The organism is Agrobacterium sp. ST15.13.015 (assembly GCF_027871645.1).
Taxonomy (GTDB): Bacteria; Pseudomonadota; Alphaproteobacteria; order Rhizobiales; family Rhizobiaceae; genus Agrobacterium; species Agrobacterium leguminum.
Window position 1 is genome coordinate 75380 of the sequence record NZ_JAQAHF010000009.1, and the last position, 21879, is coordinate 97258.

The following is a 21879-nucleotide window of genomic DNA, read 5'->3' on the forward strand; positions in this document are numbered from 1 at the left end:
CCGCCCTCGATGGGGCGGGTGGCGCGTGATTGGCGGGGCGTTACTTCTGGCGATAGAAGATCATGCCGCCGTGATAAAGCACATCGTCGACGAATTCGCCGTCGGCGGTGAAGCCGGTATCGTCCCAATAGTCGATATGGTTTCCCTTCACCTCATACCGTCCCTGATAGGCGCTTTTGCGGTTGCCCCGCGCCTCGTCATACCGGCCATTGGGCAGTAGTTCCTGGCGAATGTGGCCATCGCCGGTGACCCACATGCCGACATAGGGGTGGTTCGGGGTTTGAGCCGTTTCGGTCATATTCACGTCCATGGCGTTGCTCGTTTTGCTGGAGCCCGTATCGGTGGAAGCCGTTGCGAGCAGAAGCGCAACAGATGTCGAAACAATGTTCATTGCCAATCCTCCTTAAGCGGCGGTGGGGCGGACGACGATCTCATTGACGTCCACATCGTCGGGTTGCTCGATGGCGTAGCGCACCGCGCGGCCGATGGCGTCGGGCTTCAGGGCGATGGCCCGATAGGTCTGCATCAGTTCCGCAGCAGCTGGATCGGTGATGGTGTGGGCAAGTTCGCTTTCCACCACGCCGGGGTAAATGCAGGTGACCCGCAGGTCGCGGTTTTCCTGCCGCAGCCCGTCCGAAATCGCCCGTACCGCAAATTTCGTCGCGCAATAAACGGCAGCCGTGGGTGAAACGGCGAGCGCACCGATGGAGGCGATGTTGATGATGTGGCCGGACGCGCGGGCGGTCATCTCGGGCAGAACGGCGGCGACGCCATAAAGCACGCCCTTGATGTTGACGTCGATCATGCGGTCCCATTCGTCGACCTTGAGGGACGACATTAACGACAACGGCATGATGCCGGCATTGTTGACGATGACGTCGACCTGCCCGAAGGCCTTGCGCCCCGTCTCCGCAAAGGCCTCGACGCTCTGTCTGTCCGTCACGTTCAGCGGCTGGATGATGACCTCGGCGCCCTTGCCGCGCAATTCTTCGGCAAGCGCCTGCAAGCGGTCCATGCGGCGCGCGCCCAGCACCAGCTTCGCCCCGGCCGCGGCCAGTTCCCTTGCGATACCCTCACCGATCCCGCTCGATGCACCTGTGATGAGAACGACTTTGTTCAATGTCATGGCTTTCTCCTTGGTGTTATGGCCGGCTTTTCTGGCAGCGGCCATTGCGGAGAAGATAAAGCTTGTGCATTGTCGTGATAACCGCCTCAATCATAACCTCAATGGGTAGAATTTCTAACCAATGAATATCGATCTCAACGCGCTTTCGACATTCTGCATGGTTGCCGAGGAGCGCAACTTCCGGGCTGTCGCAGACAGGCTCGGCGTAACCCGCTCCGCCGTCAGCCAGACCATCCGCAAGCTTGAAGAAACGATGGGAATAGCGCTGGTGCAGCGCACGACGCGCAGCGTCAGCCTGACGGAAGCGGGACAGCAGCTTTATGCGGATGTGTCGCCATCCATCGGCACTCTCGTTGAGGCTGCCAATGCCGCGTCATCCCTGAGCGGCGCCGTGCGCGGGCAGTTGCGGCTTGCGGTTTCCTCGATAGCCGAGCGCTTTTTATCCGGACCATTGCTTGCGCGCTTTGCAGAAATACATCCCGAAGTGCAGCTCGATATCGTCGTGACGGACGAGGAATTCGATATCGTCGCCGAGCACTACGATGCCGGCGTGCGTCTGGGAGAACTGATCGCGCAGGACATGATTGCGGTTCCGGTTTCCGCTCCACAGCGGCAGCTCGCCGTCTGCTCGCCGCACTATCGGGACCGCTTCGGCCTGCCGGCGCAGCCCCGCGAATTGATAGGGCACAGGTGTATCGGCTGGCGACCCCGTCCGGGTGTGGCGCCATATAGGTGGGAATTTGCGGAAAACGGCCGCGAATTCGCAGTGGCGGTGGAGCCGGCCTTCACCACCAACGACATGCAGCTGATGATCAAGCTGGCCTGCGCCGGTGCGGGCATCACATTCGGTATGGAAGAGACGTTCCGCCCCTATCTGGAAAGCGGGCAGCTCGTTTCCATGCTGGAAGACCACTCCCCGAGCTTTGCGGGATTTTATCTCTATTACCCCAGCCGCCGCAATCTTGCGCCGAAGCTGCGCGCCTTCATCGATCACGTCCGCCTGTCGAGAGAGCGGTAATCTGCCGGAGCGAGCCCCGGCAGACCGTTAGAAAACAGGGCTATTTCCTCTGCGAAACCAGCGAGAAATAAGCGCCCTGCGGATCGACGCAGTTGACGATCCAGCTTTCGCCGGGAACCTCCATCGGGCCGTTGACGACCTGGCCGCCACCGGTGCTGACGCGGGTGATGGCGTCATCGATACCGTCCACATTGAAGTAATAACCCCAATGGCAGACGGGGACCTGCGGCATGCGTTTCATCATGCCGCCGACGGCCTTGCCCTTATAAGCGAAGATGCGGTACGGGCCCATGTCGCCCATGTCGAAATCATGGTCCTTGGTCCAGCCGAACACATCGCCATAAAAGGCCATGGCCTCGTCGACATTATCGGTAAAGAGCTCGTGCCAGCCGACATGGCCCTGCTTTTCCTGCATATCCTCGGGGAAACCGCCGGTTTCCATCGGCAGCGGCGTCATGATGCAGAGCACCGCACCGAAGGGATCCGCGACCACGGCGAAGCGGCCGATTTCGGGAATATCCTGCGGCGGACGTCTGACCGCGCCGCCCTTTTCGGCGAATTGTTTCGCCGTGGCGTCCACATCGTCGACATCGACATAGGCGGTCCAGTTCGGGGGAATGCCCTGACCCTTGTGCTCGTCGGTCAGCTCCATGACGCCGCCCATGCCCTTGCCATCGGCCTCCAGCACCAGATAGGGCATTTCCGGCGAGCCAAAATCCTTGGTCTGCCAGCCGACGACATGACCATAAAAGCGGGCTGCCGCTTCCATGTCGGGCGTCATCAGCTCGACCCAGATGAATTTTCCATGTGTATCGGACATTGTCGTCTCCTATGGAGGGTTTGGCGGGTGTGTTTCGGCAAGCGCCCGCCGCAGGATGCGGCGGCGCCGGCGGTCTTCGGGTGAATTTTCGCAGGGCCTCAGGCCTTGCGGCGGAATTCCGATGTCATGAAGGTCTTGAATGTGCCGTCCGGCTGCCTGACGCTGCCCGAAAAGCTGCGGTGATTGTCGTCATGCAGCACCAGCACGTCGTGATAGGTATCGGTGCGGCCGGAACCGTCGAAGGCGGGGCCTTCCGCTTCCAGCGTCAGGGTCTTGCCGTCCTCTTCCAGCCAGCCCTTGTAGACCCAGAGATTGGTCATCATCGACCCTACCCAGGTGCCGACGAAATTGCCCTTGGCCGGGTCGAAACCGACCGTGATCACAGCCGTCATATCCGTGCCGTCGGGCATCTTGCCGGTGCCGTTGCCGATGATCCACAAGCCACCGACGGAGCGGACGGTCTCGGTGAATTGCTGCGACGGGTCGTCGGCATCGTAGCCCTCATGGCCGGAACTGGAGGTCATGACCCAGTCTCCGACGATCCTCTTGAGGAACTCATGTTCCTTCTGCGGCTTGGCGATTTCCATTTCCATTGTTGTTTCCTCCTCGTCGTCCGTTTTCAGTGGCAGCAGGCTGCCGCCTTCGGCGCTTCCTCATACTGGTCGTGGCGGCGCACCCAATCCATTACCTCCTCTTCGTTACGGCCTTTTGGCACCAGATCGAGCAGCATCAGCGTGCCGAGCGTCTGTTCCGCGCCGCGGGCGTAAGTGGAATAGGTGTGGTAGATCTTGCCGTCGTCGCCCTTGGCGAAAACGCTGATACCGTGCAGGTCCTTCAGGTCGCCATAGGGCGCCATGTCACGGTAATTATAGGTGATTTCACCTTTGGCCATGTCCTCGTCGCGGAACGAGGCCTGATAATCGTAGTTGAAATCGCTGCCTTCGGCCGAAACCCAGGGGAATTTCCAGCCCATCCGGTTCCTGTAGCTTTCGATCTTCTCAAGCGGCGCGCGCGAAACCGCAACGAAACCCGCATCGCCATGCTTGAGGTGGATCAGCGCGCCATCGACATGATCGGCAAAGAAGGAGCAACCGACGCAGCCCTCCTCCCAGTCCGGCGCCAGCATGAAGTGATAAACGATGAGCTGGCTGCAGGTGCCGAACAGTTCCTTCAGCGATTTGGGGCCGGAAGGGGCATCGAAGATATAATCCTTCGTCACCTCTTCCCAGGGCAGCGCACGCCGGGCCTCGTTCAGCCTGTCACGGGCGCGGGTCAGTTCCTTTTCCTTCACCAGCAGATCGCGGCGGGCCGCAAGCCACTCCTCTTTCGAAACGACGGGATGAGACATGATCTTTCCTCCTTGGATCCGTCTTTCACCACGGCACCGCCCCGCTTTGACGGTGGGCGCCGGCTATTTCTGTGCTGAAAGTCAATAAACAGTCTGCGGGGACATCAAGTTCCGCTTGACTAATTAGGTTGATATCAACATATTTATCCCATGTCAAACGCCAGCGTGATTCCTTTTTCGACAACTCTTTTCGTGCGGGATGCCTGCCTGTGCCTGCATGCGCAGCGCGCCGCACGGGCATTGGCGCGGTTGTTCGACAATGCGCTGAAGCCGGTTGGGATCACCAATGGACAATTTTCGCTGCTGATGTCGCTCAACCGGCCGGAGCCGCCGCCGATGGGACCGGTCGCCAATCTTCTGGCCATGGACCGCACGACGCTGACGGCGGCGCTGAAGCCGCTGGAGCGGCGCGGGCTGGTCAGCATCGAACAGGACCCGAAGGACAAGCGCGGCAAGCGGCTGCGGCTGACGGCGGACGGCATGGCCGTGCTCGCCGCCGCCTTCCCCATCTGGGAACAGACCCATGCCGAAATCGAAGCCCGCATCGGCAGCGGCGACCCCGACCGGTTGCGCCGTGACCTTGTCGACCTCGGCTGACAGGATTGACGGCATGGCGCCACTTTTGTCGGCGACAATGTCATCCGGCCGTCGTGCCGGGGAGCGAAACTACGAAGAAAGCGCAATCAAGGAGGAATGATCATGCGTGCAATCGTTTTTGTAAAAGCCACCAAAAGCAGCGAAGATGGCGTCATGCCCACGACCGAGCTGATCGAGGCGATGGGAAAATTCAACGAGGAACTGGTCAATGCCGGCATCATGCAATCCGGCGACGGTCTGCATCCCTCCTCCAAGGGCAAGAGGGTTGTGTTCGACGGTGACAGCCGCACGGTGATCGACGGCCCCTTCCCGCACACCAACGAGCTGGTCGCCGGCTTCTGGATCTGGACTGTGAAGGACATGGACGAGGCCGTGGCCTGGGTGAAACGCTGCCCGAACCCGATGCTGGAGCGCAGCGAAATCGAAATTCGCCCGATGTTCGAAATGGAAGACTTCGGCGACGCCGTAACGCCGGAAATCGCCGCGCATGTGGAAGAACTGCGCGCGCGTGTCGCGAAGCAATAAAGGCCGCTCAGCCGAGCGTCGGATTAAAACGGGAGAGTGCGGGCTTGCCGCATTCTCCCCCACCGCCTGCCATTGCAAAAGCCGTTGCCTCGAACAACCGCCGCTGTTAATGGTGAAGCGGTTCAACCCGTTTCAAGAAAGGAGGCTTCGCATGGATATTTCCTGCTTCTGGCGCAATCGTCAGCTCTGCCACCTTTTTGCCCTGCGGACACGTTTGCAGGGCTGACCGGAACACCAACACTCTGGTTTGCCCAAAAGGCCGCGCAGAATGCAGCTTGTCTGCCGTTGCGCATGTTTTCACGACGGATCACCCCGAACCGAAACCCCGTACTGCCTGCGGCAGACCACGGTTCGTCAACGGGTCCGTCTTGCCAGAGACGACTTCATGACCATCATCACGCTTCGAAACCTCGGAATCATTCTGGGCAAGCCGCTTTTTTCCAGTCTCAGCCTCACGGTGAATGCGGGAGACCGCATCGGCATTGTCGCCGCCAATGGCTGCGGCAAATCCACCCTTCTCCATTGCCTTTCCGGTGACATGGAGCCAACCAGCGGCGATATCACCCGGCTGCGCGGACTGACGCAGTCCATCGTCCACCAGCATCTACCCTTGCCGCTTATGGAACGGACGATGCGGGACGCCGTGCTTTCCGCCCTGCCGGCGGATACGATCGACAGCGAGAGCTGGCGCGCCGACATTATTTTCGACGCCATGCTGGTGCCGGAGCCGTTCCGGGAGCGCCGCCTGAAAGAATTGAGCGGCGGCTGGCAGAGGCTTGCCATGCTGGCGCGGGCATGGATCACCGAGTCGGATGTGCTGCTGCTCGACGAGCCGACCAACCATCTCGACCTCGAAAAGATCAACGTGCTGGAAAACTGGCTCGGTGAATTGCCGCGCGATACGGCTGTCATCATCGTCAGCCATGACCGCGCCTTTCTCGACAATGTCACCAGGAGCACGCTGTTCCTGCGGCCGGAAAATTCGGCGCTGTTCCGGTTGCCCTATGGCCACGCACGGGCGGTGCTGGAAGAAGAGGATGCCGCCGATGAGCGGCGTTTCCAGCGCGACATGAAAACCGCCCAGCAATTGCGCCGTCAGGCCGCCAAGCTGAACAATATCGGCATCAATTCCGGCAGCGATCTTCTGACCGTCAAGACCAAGCAATTGCGTGAGCGTGCGGAAAAGATCGAGGAAAAGGCGCGGCCCGCCCATATCGAGCGATCCGCCGGCAAGATCCAGCTCGCCAATCGCGGCACCCATGCCAGGGTTCTGGTTACTCTGGAAGACGCGCCGGTCTCGACACCGGACGGAACGGTGCTGTTTCGCACCGGCCGGCAATTTGTCCGTCAGGGGGACCGCATCGTCATTCTCGGCCGCAACGGCGTCGGCAAGACACGGCTGATGTCGCTTCTGCAGGCGGCGGTATCGGGCGCAGGCCAGATAGACGGCATCAAGGCAACGCCCTCGCTGGTGGCCGGGTATGTCGACCAGTCGCTCGCCGAGATCGATGACGACAGCACGCCCGTTTCACTGCTCTCCCGCCGCTTCGATATTGGCGACCAGCGCATCCATGGCCTGCTCGCGGGCGCCGGAATCGACATGGAAATGCAGAAGCGCCGCATCGCCGCGCTTTCCGGCGGGCAGAAGGCGCGGCTCGCCATGCTGGCGCTGCGGCTGGCGGAGCCGAATTTCTACCTGCTGGACGAGCCCACCAACCATCTGGATATTGAGGGGCAGGAAGCGCTGGAGACGGAAATCATCAGCCGCCAAGCCAGCTGCGTGCTTGTCTCGCACGACAGGAGTTTCGTGCGGACGGTCGGAACCCGCTTCTGGCTGATCGAAAAGCGCAGGCTGGTGGAAGTCGATGATCCGGAAGGGTTTTTCGCCTCGGCCTGATGGTCTTGAAAAGCAAACGCCCGTCAGCCCAAAAGGCTGGCGAGGCGTGGATCGCCGGCGAAATCCAAAACCGCAAAACCCGTTCTGCGCATCGGAAATTCGCAGAGCGCCTGCACCCCCGTTTTCGACAGGTGGATACGCCAGCTCATCCGCTCCACCGGCGTCTTCGCGGCAAAAGCCTTCGGCGACAGAACAGCGATGTTGAGGCCGCCGGCGGGGTCGCGTACCGAGCGATAGAGGATAGCCTCGATCTTCGCCAGACGCGCCTGATCGGCCAGCGCCTGGCATGGCTCGTAATTCTGCAGATCGGTCCACAGGCGAGCATCCCGGCTCAGTTCCGGTTTCGTCAGGTTGAGCGCCGCATCGGTAGCGATACGGGCGGCGAAGGCGGAATAGTCGGCGGGATTGGCGGGCAGCGGCGTGCCCGGCGATTCGGCATAAAACAGCAGCCGGTAAAGGGCCATTTCGGCGAGCGCCGTCTCCACCTTCTGGGCGGCGTAATAAACGCCTTCGGTATAGCCCGCGCGGCGGAAGCGCGAACCATGCGGATAGGCGGCTCCATACCGGAAGGGCGTGGCGAGAAGATAATCGAAACCGGCGCATTCCGGCGGAAAGGGCCGCTTGCTCGTCTCCAGAATATCTTCCAGCAGCGATTGCTCCTCCACCGTATCCACCAGTTTCATGGTGGAGACCTGATGCTGCGCTTCCACCAGCCGCCAGTATTTTCCCGATACGGCGCGTTTTTCAGACAGGAGCGCGTCGGGCGTCCAGATAGGAGAGGACATCGATCAATCCGGTAATGGTGGTCAGTTTGTCGGCAGGCACGGCGTTCAGCGCAACATTGTGATTGCGCAGCCAGTTTTTCGCCACGGCCTCATCGCCGCCGGCAATCGCATCCAGCGAGCGGAAAACCCGGATCAGCAGTACCGCCAACTCGAAGGATTTGGCGCCCGGCTCCAGCAGGAAATCGAGCCGTTTCATGCGCGACACGGTGGGGGCGGAAACGCCGAGAATATCGGCCGTGCGCGCGGCATTCAGGCCCAACCGCTCGGCGGCGGCGATAACGGCCTTGGTGACGACCCTGCCCTGCGAGGCGGGATCCATGGCGCTCTTGGCGTGAATATTCATGACGCATATCCTTTCCTTGGAAAGAATATAGCATTTTTCTTTCTGAAAACAAGAAGGCCGGGATGAACCCGGCCCAGTTGTTCAGATAACTTGCTCACGCGAATTGGATCAGGCCACCGAGACCGGCACTTCCGTGGAGGTGCGCATGGCGTGGCTGTACGGGCAGACGATGTGAGCGGCGGCAACCAGCTTTTCGGCGACTTCGCGCTCAACGCCCGGAATATTGGCCTTCAGCGACACTTCGATGCCGAAGCCGCCGCCATCTTCGCGCGGGCCAATGCCGACGGTTGCCGTCACAGTGGTGTCTTCAGGAATCTTTACCTTTTCCTTGCCGGCAACGAATTTCAGCGCGCCCAGGAAGCACGCGGAATAACCGGCTGCGAAAAGCTGTTCCGGATTGGTGCCACGGGCGCCATCGCCGCCCAGTTCCTTCGGAACGGTCAGCGTCACGTCGAGAACGCCGTCTTCCGACTTGGCGTTGCCGGCGCGGCCACCGGTGGCGGATGCTTTGGTCGTGTAGAGAATGGGCATGGCATTTACTCCTTCGGGTTGGTGTTGGGCATCTTATAATGCACAATTAAATTGTGCGCAATATAGTTTTGCACATTGAATGAGATTTTGTTTTTTGCGATAATTTTCACGAAATTTCGCCGCGCATCCATGCGGCAGGAACCGAAAGCGGGGGCTGATTGTTCCCTTCCCGGTTGATTTTGGAGCAGGAAAATGGACGCAGAGGGCGACGAGAAGAAGATGGAAAGCCTGTTGAGGCTGGACCAGCAGATATGTTTTGCCCTTTATGGCGCGGCACACGCCTTCACGCGCGCCTATAAGCCGCTGCTCGACCCGATCGGGCTGACCTATCCGCAATATCTCGTCATGATGGCGCTATGGGAAAAGGAGACATCCACCGTCAAGGCGCTCGGCGAAATGCTGGGCCTCGATTCGGGCACGCTGTCGCCGCTGCTGAAAAGGCTCGAACATGCGGGGCTGATTACCCGCAAGCGCGGCACGGTGGATGAGCGGCAGGTGCTGGTGGCTCTGACGCCGAAGGGCGCGAACCTCAAAAAAGAGGGCGTGAAGATCATGGCGGCAATCGGCAGCGCCACCGGCTGCGGGCTGGAAGAGCTGGTGCAGATTCGCGACCGGGTGAATGCGCTGAAGGACAATCTCAGCCGTCAGTGATCTCGAAAAAAACAGGGCGCAACATTTCCACGTCATGCCGGACTGGATCCGGCATCCAGCCACGGCGCGTCTGCGCCATGAAAGAGTCTTTTGCGATCAAGGACTTGATCGCGCTGGACCCCGGATCAGGTCCGGGGTGACGGTGTGCGGATGAGACATTTTCGCCCATCGTTTCGCCACCGGGAGCAATACCAGGCGGCCCCAGAGGCCGCCTTCTTATGCAAGGGAAGTCCGGCTTACTGCCAGACCACCACACGCGCCTTCTGCGGCACGCGGTCGTAAAGATCGATGACATCCTGGTTCATCAGGCGCACGCAGCCGGAGGAGACGGCCTTGCCGATGGAGTTCCATTCCGGGGAGCCGTGCAGACGGTAGAGCGTATCCTTGCCGTTCTGGAAGATATAAAGCGCGCGGGCGCCGAGCGGGTTTTTCAGGCCCGGCGGCATGCCACCGTTCTTGGAGGAATATTTGACCAGTTCCGGCTGGCGGGCGACCATTTCGTCCGGCGGGGTCCATTTCGGCCACTTCTGACGCCACTGGATGACGCCCTCGCCCGACCAGGCGAAACCTTCGCGGCCGATGCCGACGCCATAACGCATGGCGCTGCCGCCCTGCTCCACCACATAAAGGAAGCGCGAGCGCGTATCCACAACCACGGTGCCGGGACGTTCGCCGGTCGGGTCGACAACCCGCTGGCGGTAATAACGGCGGTCGATTTTCTGATAGGGGACGGCGGGAATGACGTAACCGCCATCCTCAACCGAGCCGTACATGACGGCCAGTTCCGCATCGCTGACGCCCGGCGAGAACATCTGCCGGAAATCGCTGCCGATGGCGCTCGCCTGCTGGCGAATGGCGTCTCCCGTGCCCGACGAGGCGCAGCCTGCGAGAAGCGAAGCGGAGGAGATGCCGAGAAGGGAAAGGAAGGTGCGTCTGGAAAGATCTGTGTCGGTGCTTGTCATAAGGCCGGTTTGTCCCACATTTCGAACGGCTATATCGCCGTTGTACGTCATTTGTTCCGTTTCATGCGTATTGCGAAAATAGTTAACCGACCGCTAAAAGCCAGTCACAAGGCGCTGGCGGAATGGGTCCAATATCTCTTTCTTTTAGAACGTGTTCAGATAACCACAATCTGCGCCCCTTGCGGCACACGCTCGTAGAGATCGATCACATCCTGATTGAGCATGCGCACGCAGCCGGAGGACGTCGCCTTGCCGACGGATTGCCAGTCCGGCGTGCCATGCACGCGGTAAAGCGTGTCCTTGCCATCCTTGAAGATATAAAGCGCACGCGCGCCGAGCGGGTTGTTGAGACCGGGCGTCATGCCGCCATTGGCGGCGGAGATGGAGGCGAGCTCCGGCTGGCGCTTGACCATTTCATCGGGCGGCGTCCAGCGCGGCCATTTCGCCTTCCACTGGATCTTGCCACGGCCCGACCAAGCATAACCGTCGCGCCCCAGTCCAACGCCGTAACGGATCGCCTTGCCGCCGGACTGCACGAGATAGAGAAAATGCTGTCTGGTATCGACGATAATCGTGCCGGGGGCTTCCGCCGTCTGGTAGCTCACTTCCTGCCTCAGATAACGCGGATCGATGCGGCCATAGGGAATGGCCGGCAGCGAGCGGTCCTCATCGCGGATCGGGCCATACATGACCCGGTGCAGCGGATTGGAGACAGGCAGGCCATAGGCCATCGCCTGACCCTGCGGCTGCTGCGCGTTATAACCCTGCACCTGCGGGGCTTGCAGCCCCTGCCCGCGCACCGGCGGACCGTATTCCTGATGGAAGCGGGTTCTGAACAGATCCGGCGGGCGCGTCGAAAGCTGGCCCGGCTGCGGCGGCAGTTCCGGCTGGCGATTGGAGCTGACGGAGTTGAAATTGAATACCGGCGTCGTTTCCCGGACGAAGACATCCGGGTCCATCCGGGTCGTATCCGTCACGAAAAGGCAGCCGCTCATGAGAGGCAGCAGGGCAAGCCCCGCCAGAGAGGCCGCCCAGCGACCGTTTTTCAAAAGGAGTGCTATCATCTGAACCGCTTCATGGAATCCAATCTGCCGGCATGATGGACCGCGCGGCTGGCGCGAGGCTGGCGTCAGTTTTTCAAAAAAAATCGAAAAACCGCATTTTTGCTCTTGAAGCTCTAGTTGCTAGAGGTGCCAGATTGGCTGTCGACTGGAATTCAGGAGCGGAAACCATGAATATTTCGACAGGCATAAACATCAAGGGCAAAGACGGCGAGCAACTGACCTTCTCCGTTGGCGGCATGGATTGCGGCAGCTGCGCGGCGAAAATCGAAACCGCGCTTTCCCGCCTGCCGGGCGTTGCCGACGTCAAGGTTTCCGTTGCACGCGAAAGGCTGAACCTTTCGCTGGCCGAAAGCAAAACCTCGGTCGAAAAAATCGAAGACACGCTGCGCAAGCTCGGTTTCAAACCCGCTTTGCTGCCACAGGAGAAAGTCTCCCGCGCAAAAGTCGAAGCGGATCATCACGGCCACGGCCATGAGGACCACGATCATTCGTCCTGCGGCGGCCACCATGCCGATACCGGAGCGAGCGCCGACAGCAGCAATGCGCTGACCTTTTCGGTCGGCGGCATGGATTGCGGCAGCTGCGCCGCCAAGATCGAGACCGCGCTTTCCCGCCTGCCCGGCGTTGCCGACGTGAAGGTTTCCGTTGCGCGCGAAAGGCTGAACCTTTCGCTTGCCGAGAGCAAAACCCCGGTCGAAAAAATCGAGGACACGCTGCGCAAACTCGGTTTCAAGCCGGCCCTGCTGCCGCAGGAAAAGACCGCGCGAGAAAAGGCCGCAGATCACAATCACGACCATGATCACGGGTCATGCAGCGGCCATCACCACGACCATGATCATTCAGATCATGACCATTCGGGGCATGACCATTCCGCGCACGATCACGCGTCCTGCGGCGGGCATGATCATGACCACTCCAAGCATGACCATTCTGGTCACGATCATTCCGGCCACGACCATGCGGGCCATTCGCATGGCTCCGCTCCGGCGGCTGCAGTGCAGAGCGCGGAAGTGGGGCACGCCCATGGCGCGGATGAAAAAGGCGCGTGGTGGCGCACTGCAAAGGCGCGCAACACCTTCACCGGCACCGTTCTGGTCGCCATCGCCTATGCGGCGGAACTGAGCTTCCCGGCATGGGGCGGTTACGCCTTCATCATCGCCACGCTGGTCACGCTGTTCCCGATCGCGAAGAACGCCTTCAACGCCGCCCGTTTCGGCGCGATCTTCACCATCGAAATGCTGATGACGATTGCCGCCATCGGCGCGATCATCATCGGCGAGGCGGAAGAGGCGGCCATCGTCGTGTTGCTCTTCTCCGTCGGCGAATTGCTGGAAGGCTTTGCCGCCGCCCGCGCCCGCTCGGGCATCAAGGCGCTCGGTTCGCTCCTGCCGAAAACGGCTCTGGTGGAGGAAAACGGCGCGCTGCGACAGGTCGCGGCCGATCAGGTGCGCATCGGCCAGGTGGTCGTGGCGCGTCCCGGCGACCGCATCGCCGCCGATGGCGTTGTCATGGAAGGCCAGTCGAGCGTCGATGAATCGCCGATGACCGGCGAGAGCATTCCCGTCGCCAAGGAAAAAGGCGCGCGCGTCTTCGCCGGCTCGATCAACCACGACGGCTCGCTGCGCATCCGCGTCGACCGGGCGCCGGAAGACAACACCATTGCCCGCATCATCACGCTCGTCGAGGAAGCGCAGGATGCGCGTGCGCCGACCGAGCGTTTCATCCAGAGCTTCTCGCGTTATTACATGCCGCTGATCGTGGCGATCTCGGTGCTCACCATCATCGTGCCGCCGCTTGTCGGCCTCGGCGACTGGGATACGTGGATTTATCGCGGTCTCGCCCTGCTGCTGATCGGTTGCCCCTGCGCGCTGGTCATTTCGGTTCCCGCGGCCATCGCCTCCAGCCTTTCGGCCGCGGCACGCCACGGCATGCTGGTGAAGGGCGGCGCGGTCATCGAAATGCTGGCGCGCACCGAAACCGTCGCCTTCGACAAGACCGGCACGCTGACGCTCGGCGAACCTGTCGTGACCGACGTGGTGGCGCTTGACGGCAACGACGCAGAGCTGATTGCGCAGGCCGCAACCATCGAGCACGAATCGAGCCATCCGCTCGCCCGCGCCATCGTCAATCATGCCGAAAAGCTGGGCGTGAAGCCCCTGCCCGGCTCCAACATCAAGGCGATTTCCGGTCGCGGCATGCAGGGCAATGTCGGTGGGAAGGAGCTGTTCATCGGCGCACCGCGTTTTGCGACGGAGGTCGGCACCCTCTCGAAGGATCTTGCCGACCGTATTTCCGCGCTGGAAAGCGAAGGCAAGACGGTGGCGGTCGTGATGACCGGCGGCGCGGCAAGCGGCCTCTTCGCCATGCGCGATGAGCCGCGCAAGGATGCGGCCGAAGGCGTGAAAGCGCTGAAGGAAATGGGCATTTCCTCGCTGATGCTGTCGGGCGACAATGCCCGCACGGCGCGCGCCATCGGCAACAAGCTGGGCCTTGAGGCGCGCGGTGAACTCTTGCCGCAGAACAAGGTCGAGGAAATCCGCAAGCTTGCCGAAAAGAAGACCGTGGTGATGGTGGGCGATGGCATCAACGATGCGCCGGCCCTTGCAGCGGCTAGCGTCGGCGTCGCCATCGGTTCGGGCACTGACGTGGCGATGGAAGCGGCGGATGCGGCGCTGATGCGCAACAATGTCGGCGACGCCGCCCGCCTGATCGGCCTGTCGCGCGCCACCATGAGCAATATCCGCCAGAACGTGACCATCGCGCTCGGCCTGAAGGCGGTCTTCCTTGTCACCACCGTCACCGGCGTTTCGGGCCTGTGGCTCGCCGTTTTCGCCGATACCGGCGCGACGGTTCTGGTGACCGCCAACGCCATGCGGCTGCTCGGCTATTTCAACCGCAACAAGGGCTGACATTCCATTCGCATGCAAGACGGCCGGGTCTCGTCAATCGAGGCCCGGCCGTCTCATTTACGGCATATTGACAAACTAATTGCGTCCAATAAATACCGCGTACCGCCGTTTCCACGTGCGTGACAATCGATTCCACGCGCAGGAGCGCTGAACTTGGCAAAGCATGGCTATAACCGCATCGCGTACCGCGCGATCAAGATCGGTGGAAACATCGCCAAGGTCATCTTTTCCATCGATTTGTTCATCCGGCCCGGCAGAAGAAAAACGCTTCCGCAATATCAGCCAGCCAGACGCAGCCCGAAATCGGAAAAGGCCATTCCCCGCATCATCTGGCAGACGAATTACTCCAACCGGGTAACGACGCCGATCTATGCGAATTTCCTGTTCAACCGTTGGCTGACGCCGGAATTCGAATATCGCTACCATGATGACGAAGCGTGCCAGACCTATATCGACCGGCATTTTCCCGGACGTTACGCCGACGCCTTCCGTCGCCTGCAGGTGGGCGCCGCCAAGGCGGATTTCTGGCGTATTCTGGTGCTTCTGCAGGAAGGCGGCATCTATCTCGATATCGATTCCAATTTTGCGGCCCGCCCCGAGGATGTGATCGGCTCGCAGGAAGAGGCCGTTTTCATCGCCATGAAAAGCGGCGAGATCACGAATTACTTCATGGCCTCCAGGCCCGGCCACCCGGCGCTCAGGCTGATGGCCGACCGTATTTCCCAGAATATCGAAGATGGAACGCTCGCCAGCGTCTATGACATGACCGGCCCGACGGTGGTGCATGCCGTCGTCAAGGAGCTCGGCCTGCCGGTCCGCAATTACCGCGAAATGTGCACCCAGGGGCAGTTCACCAACAAGCGCGCCCAATATGCCGACAAAAAAGACGGCGCATGGTGGGCGGAGCAGGCCAAGACGTCCATCGTCAAGAACTAGGGCGTCTCCGGCAAACGTGCGAAGCGGTTTTACCGGACGTGCTCCTGAACCTCAGACGTTCCTAGACAGCGGCACAGTTCGCATTTCAGACGAAGGCGTTGAAAAGGCGGATGCTTTCCTCGACCGCATGCGGCACCACGCCGTTATGGGTGCCGGGCAACAGCTTCTTGTCGACTTTGAAGCCGGATGTCAGGGCGCGATCCACGAAAAGCTGGTGATCGGCATCGAAAGGCCGTTCCTCCGTACCACGTAGAAGCAGCGCCGGACATTTGAGGCTGGGGCCGAAACAGACGGAGGAGCGCATGATGAATTCGCGCTCGTCGGTCTCGTCGAAACAGATCTCGTCGCTATAGCGGTTGAAATAACGCCAGGAATTGACGCCGGCGGAGATGGGTGCTGCGGCGCGGAACCTGCGGCTCATGGCGGCCAGAAGCGTCAGCGTGCCGCCATTGGAATGGCCGGCGATGAAGAAGCGGTTTCTGTCGATACCGGGAAGGTTTTCCAGATAGGTGGCCGCCGCCAGCGCATCCGCCGTTTCGTCATAGAAACCGGAATAATTGCCGCTCTGGCCGTTTTCACCACGGAAGGACGGCAGAAGCACGACATAGCCCGCTTCCCAATAGGGCTTCATCAGCGCCCAATGGCCGTCTCCGGTGGCGTTGCCGCCATGAAGAAAAAGTACGGCGGGCTTCAACGTTTTTGACGGCTGGTAATGGGAGAGCCAAGCGACAAGTTCGATGGAGCCATCCGGCCCGCCGGGATAGGTGACCCGTTCCGCCCCGGGCGGCGTGCCGAGCGCCGAGGATTTTTCCGGCGCAGCCATTTTTCGCAAGAGATGGGTGTGGAACCGTTTGCGTGCCTCCGCATAATCCTGCCGCTCCAGCGGCAACACCTCTGGCGCGGCAACGCCCGCTTTCGCGCGCAGCGGCAAAAATGCAGCCGCTGACAGCCCCATGGCGCAGACCAGAAGGCTTCGCCGGGTCAGGCCCGGCAAGATGGTGCCGCTCTCTTCCTGTCCGAAGGCTGAAGAAAGAAAGCGTTTGTCTGCCATATGGTCACCTGAAGGGATGGTTGTAACAGCAGTTCAACACTGCGGCGGGAGGCTGTCCAATCACGGATTCGCGAATGACAACAATGTATTCGCAGCCATCATGGCAATTTCTGGACAGAATCTTCCCCGTTTCCGTGCCTGCCGCGGAGGATGAGGAGGCGGCCAAGGCACCCTACCCCTCGACGCCATCGATCATCGCCACCAGTGTCGAGAGCCTGTCCGCCTCCGCCGGCAGCTTGTCGGCGCGCAGCCGCGCAATGCGCGGAAACCGCATGGCGACGCCGGATTTGTGGCGGGTGGAGCGGTTGATGCCCTCGAAGGCCACCTCCAGCACGAAACCGAAATCCGGCGTGGCGCGCACCGCCCGCACCGGGCCGAAACGCTCGACCGTATTGTCGCGCACGAATTTGTCCAGCACCTCCAGCTCCGCATCGGTGAAGCCGAAATAGGCCTTTCCGACGGGCACGAGCTGTTCGCCATCCTCGCCTTCCGCCCAGACGCCGAAGGTGAAATCGGAATAATAGCTAGAGCGCTTGCCGTGGCCGCGCTGCGCATACATCATCACGGCGTCGATATTATAGGGATCGCGTTTCCACTTGAACCATGGCCCCTTGGCGCGGCCGGCCTGATAGGCGCTGTCGCGGCGCTTGATCATCACGCCCTCGATCACCGGATCGGGCGGGGCGGCGCGCAGCGTGTCGAGTTCCTGCCAGCTGGAAAAGCCGATCAGCGGCGAGAGGTCGAAACGATCATGCGGCGCGTGCTCGATAATATCCGACAGGCGGCCGCGGCGCTCCATGTAGCTTTCGGCGCGAATATCGCTCTCTCCATCGAACAGCAGGTCATAGGCGCGGATGAAGGCGGGATATTCATCCAGCATCTTCGCTGTCACCGACTTGCGGTTCAGCCGCTGCTGCAGGTCGGAAAAGGTGCGGGTGAGATTGTTGGAGCGCGCTGTGCCGCCAATCAGCAACTCACCATCCATTACGCCTTCGAAATCGATTGCCTCCAGAACATCGGGAAAGGCGCCGGAAATATCGTCGCCGGAGCGGGAATAGAGTTTTCGCGTGGCGCCGGAGCGGGACAATTGCACGCGAATGCCGTCCCATTTCCATTCGGCGGCGTAATCGGCCGGGTCCAGCGCATCGAGGTCGCCATCCGCCACCGGCGTCGCCAGCATCACCGAATGGAAGATGGCGGGTGTGGCCAGTACCGGCCGCCCGGACTTCCCCTCAAGCCAGGCGAAAAGCGGCGTATAGGGCGGCGTCAGCCCGTGCCAGAGGGTCTCGATTTCGGTGATGTCTTTCCCGGCGAAATCGGCCAGCGCCTGCCGTGCCAGCCGCGCCGAAACGCCGATGCGCAGGCTGCCGGTGGCGAGTTTGAGGAAAGCGAAACGCGAGGATGTATCGAGCCGGTCGAGAAGATCGCGCACCGCGCTGCGCACCTCCGTGCGGCCGAGCGAATTCATCAATGTCACGACGTCGCCGAGGCGTGGATCCTGCGCTTCGGCGTCATCCGCGCCGCCGATATTGCCCCAGACCAGCGAAATGGTCTCGGCCAGATCGCCGACATAATCATAGGAATAGCGAAACAGCACCTCGTCCATCCGCTCCAGCACCAGCTCGCGCAGCAGGGCGGGTTTGACACTTTTCAAGTCCAGCGTGCCGGCAATCGCCGCCAGCCCGTAACCCCGGTCGGGATCGGGCGTATCGCGGAAATAATCGGTCAGCAGCTTCAGTTTGCCGTTGCGCGAGGGGGTGAGAACGAGGCGGTCGAGCAGCGTGGCGAAGGCTTTCATCTCAATCCCCCTCATCCTCGTAACCGACAAGATGCAGCGGCTTGGCGGCAATGCCCTGCAACTCGCACCAGCGCACCAACGCCTCCTCACGGCCATGGGTGACCCAGACGGCCTGCGGCGAGATTTCCTTGATCGTCTCCAGCAGTTCCGGCCAGTCGCAATGGTCTGATATCACCAGCGGCAGCTCCACACCGCCCTGTTTGGCGCGTTGCCGCACCATCATCCAGCCGGAGGCGAAAGCGATGAGCGGTTCGTTGAAGCGCCGCGCCCAGCGTTCCTGAAAAGCCGAGGGTGGACCGACGACGATGGCGCCCTTGAAGGCGGAAGGATCGCTTTTTTCAAGTGTTGCCGGGCGCAGATCGCCGAGATCGATGCCCTGCGAGACGTAATAATCGCAAAGCCGCGCCAGCGCGCCGTGAATATAAATGGGATCGGAATAACCGTTGTCCCGCAAAAGCCGGATGACGCGCTGCGCCTTGCCCAGCGAATAGGCGCCGACAAGGTGCGTCCGCTCGGGAAACTGTTTGATGGAGGTGAGCAGCTTGCCGATTTCCACGCGCGGCAACGGATGGTGAAACACCGGCAGGCCGAAGGTGGCCTCGGTGATGAAGACATCGCAGGGAACGATCTCGAAGGGTGCGCAGGTGGGGTCGACGCCGCGCTTGTAATCGCCGGACGCGACGATGCGCAGGCCGTTCATTTCCACCGAGATTTGCGCCGAACCCAGCACATGACCGGCGGGATGGAAACCGGCGGTGACGCCGTTCACCTCCACCGTCTCGCCGAATGCCACCGCCTGCTCGCTGCCGCAGAAATCCTCACCGTAACGGATACGCATGATATCCAGCGTCTGGCGCGTGGCCAGTACCGCGCCATGGCCGGCGCGGGCGTGATCGGAATGGCCATGGGTGATGAGCGCCCGCGCCACCGGGCGCACGGGATCGATATAAAAATCGCCCGCCGGGCAATAAAGGCCCTTGGGCGTGGAATTCAGGAGCTGTTCCGGCTTCATATTCATTGAGATAGGGCCGCCCGCGCGAATGTAAAGTGCTGCGAGCATAACGCGGAACGGGCGTTAAATTTCCAGCGGCGGTGTTTTTGTTTTGTAAGCATCTCCCGTCATTCCGGCCTTGAGCCGGAATCTAGCAGCCGCGCGTCTGCGCGGCGGGAAGAGCTCTCTCAGCCCAAGGACTTGGGCTGACTGGATACCGGCGCAAGGCCGGTATGACGGAGGAGAGGTTTCAGCCAAAACCAGCGTTCACAACTGCTTACCTGCCTACTCCCCCGCCCCTTCGGCCGGCTTTGCCTGCACCGCCGCCGGCAGTCGCACCGGTTTCAGCATCAGCGCCGCCGCAAGGCCGATGGCGGCGGTTGCGGCTGCGGCGAAGAAGAGCGGCGTAAACGCATCCGAATAGAGCGAGGCGACGGCGGCCTGCGAGGCGGCGGGAAGTTCGGAGAGGATTTTAGGCGTCAGTTCCTCGATCTTGCCGACGCCGGGAATGTCGACCGCCACGCCCTTCAGGCTCGATGACACGATGGCGCCATAGACCGAAATGGCAATGGCAGCGCCACCCATGCGGGTCAGCGTCACCGCGCCGCTCGCCGCACCGATATCCGCCTTGGGCGCGGAATTCTGCACGCCTATGATTGGCGCCTGCTGGCCGAGGCCGACAGCAAAGCCTTGTGCCAACATGAGGACCGCAATCACCCAAAGCGGCGTTCCTGCATGCATCTGCGTGAAGAGTAGCATGGCGATGACGTTGATGGAGAGACCCGCCACCGAGAAGGGCTTGTAGACGCCGGTGATCGAAATCAGCCGTCCCGCCGAAAGCGAGCCCATGACGATGCCGCCGGTGACGGCGATGAAGAACAGGCCGGCATGGGAGGGTGAAAGCCCGGTCGTGGTCTGCAGGAACAGGGCATAATAATTGACCATGCCGATACCGATGCCGCCGCTGGTCAGCGACACGATCATCAACAGCGGAAAGGTGCTGTCCTTGAAGAGACGCAGCGGCACGACCGGTTCCGGCGCGCGGCGTTCCACCTGCACCCAGAGAAAGGCGGCGATGACGGCGAAAGCAATGATGCCGAGGCTGGGGGCTGCGATGAGCGAGCCGAACAATTCGCTGCTGTCGGCCCAGAAGACCACGCTGGCAATGGTGGCCGCCAAGAGCACCGCGCCGAGATAATCGATCTTCGGCTGGCGGGCCGGACGACGGTACGGCAGCATCAGCGCCAGCCCTGCAATCACGATAATGCCAAGCGGCAGGTTGATGAGGAAGATCGACCGCCAGCCGAAGAGATCACTCATCGTGCCGCCGAGGATCGGGCCGACACTGCCTGACGCCATGATGGTGAGGCTGGAATAACTCTGGTAACGGGCGCGTTCGCGCGGTTCGAACAGATCCGCATTGACGGAAAAGATCGAGACCATGATGCCGCCGCCGCCAAGCCCCTGCAACACGCGGGCGGCAATCAGGCTGTCCATCGACCATGCCAGCCCGCAGGCGAGCGAGCCGAGCGTGAAGATGACGACTGCCGCGATCATCACATATTTGCGGCCGAACAGATCGCCGAGCTTGCCATAAACCGGCATGACCGCGCTGGTCGCCAGAAGATAGGCCGAGCCGATCCAGCCGAAACGCTCCAGCGCGCCGAACTCACCGACGATGGTGGGCAATGCTGTCGATACGATCTGGTTATCGAGGGTCGCCATGAACATGGCCAGCATCAGGAACAGAAAGACGATGAGCCTGCGCCGATGATCCGACACAAGCGGCGCCACGGGGGCGGTGGACATATCCATGAAAAATCTCGTTGGCTTCCGGCGGTTTTGCTGCGACAATTTGTGTGCTATCAGCATATATATGTCAATGGCAAGTTTTTGACATCTGTGCTAATGCCGCTAAATGTGATCGGAAAACAGCATCGAAAGGGACGATGAAGCGTGGCGACTGAGGAAAACTGGAACGAGGATCTGCCCGAGGACATCAAGCGGATCGGCAATACGATGACGCGCATGCGCATTATGATCGGCCGCCGCATCATCGGCCGCATGGCGCTTGCCAAGCTCGCTCCGGGTCTCGAACTTTCCCATATCGACGTTCTCGATATTCTGCGCCGGGCGGAAGGCGATGTCACCGTGGGTGCGATTGCCGAGGGCATGCGCATCGACCCTTCCCGCGGCAGCCGGGTGGTGGCGGATATGGTGGGGCGCGGCCTGCTGAAACGCGGCGTTTCCCAGAAAGACGGCCGCCGCAGCATTGTCGAGATCACGCCGCTCGGCACCAGTCTTTTGCAGGAGATGCGCCGGACCAAGATGAGCGTCATCGAGGATGTGATGGATGGATGGCCGGCGGAGGATGTGGAAACATTCGCCCGCCTGTTCGAACGCTTTATCGACCGTTTCGAATATCGTCTGTCGCCGGATACGGACTTCTTCACGGATCAGAAAAAATCATAGCTGCCCCGGCGATCTGCAACTTCACTTTAAAACGACGAAACCGTAACGTGCCGCG

General features: G+C 61.1%; 22 protein-coding genes. 8 read left to right on the forward strand and 14 right to left on the reverse strand.

The annotated features are described in order from the left end of the window. Positions 1 to 40: 40 nt before the first annotated feature. Positions 41 to 391, reverse strand: a complete 351-nt coding sequence (locus PIB16_RS15350; protein ID WP_065654258.1) for an Atu4866 domain-containing protein — start codon at positions 389 to 391, stop codon at positions 41 to 43. Positions 392 to 403: 12 nt separating this feature from the next. After that, the gene (locus PIB16_RS15355; protein WP_271045816.1) at positions 404 to 1126 is read right to left on the reverse strand and encodes an SDR family oxidoreductase; all 723 of its coding nucleotides are present in this window, start codon (positions 1124 to 1126) and stop codon (positions 404 to 406) included. 121 nt (positions 1127 to 1247) lie between these two features. Here PIB16_RS15355 and PIB16_RS15360 point away from each other — a divergent pair, with 121 nt between their 5' ends. Further along, on the forward strand, positions 1248 to 2144 hold the full coding sequence (locus PIB16_RS15360) for a LysR family transcriptional regulator (protein WP_271045817.1): 897 nt from the start codon (positions 1248 to 1250) through the stop codon (positions 2142 to 2144). Between the two features lie 40 nt (positions 2145 to 2184). Here PIB16_RS15360 and PIB16_RS15365 read toward each other — a convergent pair whose 3' ends face one another. The 3 genes from PIB16_RS15365 to PIB16_RS15375 form a co-directional block, all read right to left on the reverse strand. Further along, positions 2185 to 2964 (reverse strand): VOC family protein, encoded by a 780-nt coding sequence (locus PIB16_RS15365; RefSeq protein ID WP_065654260.1) that lies wholly within the window; start codon positions 2962 to 2964, stop codon positions 2185 to 2187. 98 nt (positions 2965 to 3062) lie between these two features. Continuing rightward, a complete protein-coding gene (locus tag PIB16_RS15370) occupies positions 3063 to 3557 on the reverse strand; it encodes a DUF1579 domain-containing protein (RefSeq protein ID WP_020813114.1) in 495 nt (164 codons plus the stop codon). Between the two features lie 26 nt (positions 3558 to 3583). After that, positions 3584 to 4312, reverse strand: coding sequence for a DUF899 domain-containing protein (locus tag PIB16_RS15375; protein WP_174044068.1), 729 nt, complete (start codon positions 4310 to 4312; stop codon positions 3584 to 3586). A gap of 150 nt (positions 4313 to 4462) precedes the next feature. Here PIB16_RS15375 and PIB16_RS15380 point away from each other — a divergent pair, with 150 nt between their 5' ends. The 3 genes from PIB16_RS15380 (at position 4463) to PIB16_RS15390 (ending at position 7331) form a co-directional block, all read left to right on the forward strand. Then, positions 4463 to 4909, forward strand: coding sequence for a MarR family winged helix-turn-helix transcriptional regulator (locus tag PIB16_RS15380; protein WP_142778861.1), 447 nt, complete (start codon positions 4463 to 4465; stop codon positions 4907 to 4909). 102 nt (positions 4910 to 5011) lie between these two features. Further along, entirely contained in the window at positions 5012 to 5434 is a 423-nt protein-coding gene (locus PIB16_RS15385) for a YciI family protein (protein WP_003522234.1), read from the forward strand. A 385-nt stretch (positions 5435 to 5819) separates the two neighbouring features. Next, entirely contained in the window at positions 5820 to 7331 is a 1512-nt protein-coding gene (locus PIB16_RS15390; protein ID WP_271045818.1) for an ABC-F family ATP-binding cassette domain-containing protein, read from the forward strand. A 23-nt stretch (positions 7332 to 7354) separates the two neighbouring features. On the opposite strand, the gene PIB16_RS15395 is transcribed toward PIB16_RS15390, so the two are convergent. The 3 genes from PIB16_RS15395 to PIB16_RS15405 all read right to left on the reverse strand — a co-directional run bounded on the left by PIB16_RS15395 (position 7355) and on the right by PIB16_RS15405 (position 8990). Next, a complete protein-coding gene (locus PIB16_RS15395; RefSeq protein ID WP_271045819.1) occupies positions 7355 to 8116 on the reverse strand; it encodes an RES family NAD+ phosphorylase in 762 nt (253 codons plus the stop codon). Next, positions 8076 to 8459, reverse strand: coding sequence for an MbcA/ParS/Xre antitoxin family protein (locus tag PIB16_RS15400; RefSeq protein WP_020813119.1), 384 nt, complete (start codon positions 8457 to 8459; stop codon positions 8076 to 8078). Before PIB16_RS15400 ends, PIB16_RS15395 begins: the two co-directional genes overlap by 41 nt. 108 nt (positions 8460 to 8567) lie before the next feature. Further along, positions 8568 to 8990, reverse strand: coding sequence for an organic hydroperoxide resistance protein (locus PIB16_RS15405; RefSeq protein WP_003509379.1), 423 nt, complete (start codon positions 8988 to 8990; stop codon positions 8568 to 8570). Between the two features lie 192 nt (positions 8991 to 9182). On the opposite strand from PIB16_RS15405, the gene PIB16_RS15410 reads away from it, so the two are divergent. Beyond that, a complete protein-coding gene (locus tag PIB16_RS15410; protein ID WP_078051112.1) occupies positions 9183 to 9641 on the forward strand; it encodes a MarR family winged helix-turn-helix transcriptional regulator in 459 nt (152 codons plus the stop codon). 236 nt (positions 9642 to 9877) lie between these two features. Here PIB16_RS15410 and PIB16_RS15415 read toward each other — a convergent pair whose 3' ends face one another. Beyond that, positions 9878 to 10603 carry a L,D-transpeptidase gene (locus PIB16_RS15415; RefSeq protein WP_065654265.1) on the reverse strand — a complete coding sequence of 242 codons (726 nt, stop codon included), beginning with the start codon at positions 10601 to 10603 and terminating at the stop codon, positions 9878 to 9880. A 155-nt stretch (positions 10604 to 10758) separates the two neighbouring features. Beyond that, the gene (locus PIB16_RS15420; RefSeq protein WP_271045820.1) at positions 10759 to 11667 is read right to left on the reverse strand and encodes a L,D-transpeptidase; all 909 of its coding nucleotides are present in this window, start codon (positions 11665 to 11667) and stop codon (positions 10759 to 10761) included. Positions 11668 to 11834: 167 nt separating this feature from the next. On the opposite strand from PIB16_RS15420, the gene PIB16_RS15425 reads away from it, so the two are divergent. Together PIB16_RS15425 and PIB16_RS15430 are read left to right on the forward strand one after the other, a co-directional pair. After that, positions 11835 to 14576, forward strand: coding sequence for a heavy metal translocating P-type ATPase (locus PIB16_RS15425; protein WP_271045821.1), 2742 nt, complete (start codon positions 11835 to 11837; stop codon positions 14574 to 14576). Positions 14577 to 14729: 153 nt separating this feature from the next. Next, a complete protein-coding gene (locus PIB16_RS15430; protein ID WP_161987640.1) occupies positions 14730 to 15512 on the forward strand; it encodes a glycosyltransferase family 32 protein in 783 nt (260 codons plus the stop codon). An 85-nt stretch (positions 15513 to 15597) separates the two neighbouring features. Here the strand turns inward: PIB16_RS15430 and PIB16_RS15435 are convergent, their stop codons facing one another. The 4 genes from PIB16_RS15435 to PIB16_RS15450 all read right to left on the reverse strand — a co-directional run bounded on the left by PIB16_RS15435 (position 15598) and on the right by PIB16_RS15450 (position 21167). After that, positions 15598 to 16563: an alpha/beta hydrolase family protein gene (locus PIB16_RS15435; RefSeq protein WP_271045822.1), complete on the reverse strand. Its 966-nt coding sequence runs from the start codon at positions 16561 to 16563 to the stop codon at positions 15598 to 15600. Positions 16564 to 16735: 172 nt separating this feature from the next. Further along, positions 16736 to 18361 carry a cisplatin damage response ATP-dependent DNA ligase gene (locus PIB16_RS15440; protein WP_271045823.1) on the reverse strand — a complete coding sequence of 542 codons (1626 nt, stop codon included), beginning with the start codon at positions 18359 to 18361 and terminating at the stop codon, positions 16736 to 16738. Position 18362: 1 nt separating this feature from the next. Further along, positions 18363 to 19379: a ligase-associated DNA damage response exonuclease gene (locus PIB16_RS15445; protein WP_185740704.1), complete on the reverse strand. Its 1017-nt coding sequence runs from the start codon at positions 19377 to 19379 to the stop codon at positions 18363 to 18365. Between the two features lie 258 nt (positions 19380 to 19637). Further along, positions 19638 to 21167 (reverse strand): MDR family MFS transporter, encoded by a 1530-nt coding sequence (locus tag PIB16_RS15450; protein WP_271045824.1) that lies wholly within the window; start codon positions 21165 to 21167, stop codon positions 19638 to 19640. Positions 21168 to 21308: 141 nt separating this feature from the next. Here PIB16_RS15450 and PIB16_RS15455 point away from each other — a divergent pair, with 141 nt between their 5' ends. Further along, positions 21309 to 21824, forward strand: coding sequence for a MarR family winged helix-turn-helix transcriptional regulator (locus PIB16_RS15455; RefSeq protein ID WP_271045825.1), 516 nt, complete (start codon positions 21309 to 21311; stop codon positions 21822 to 21824). Positions 21825 to 21879 lie beyond the last annotated feature (55 nt).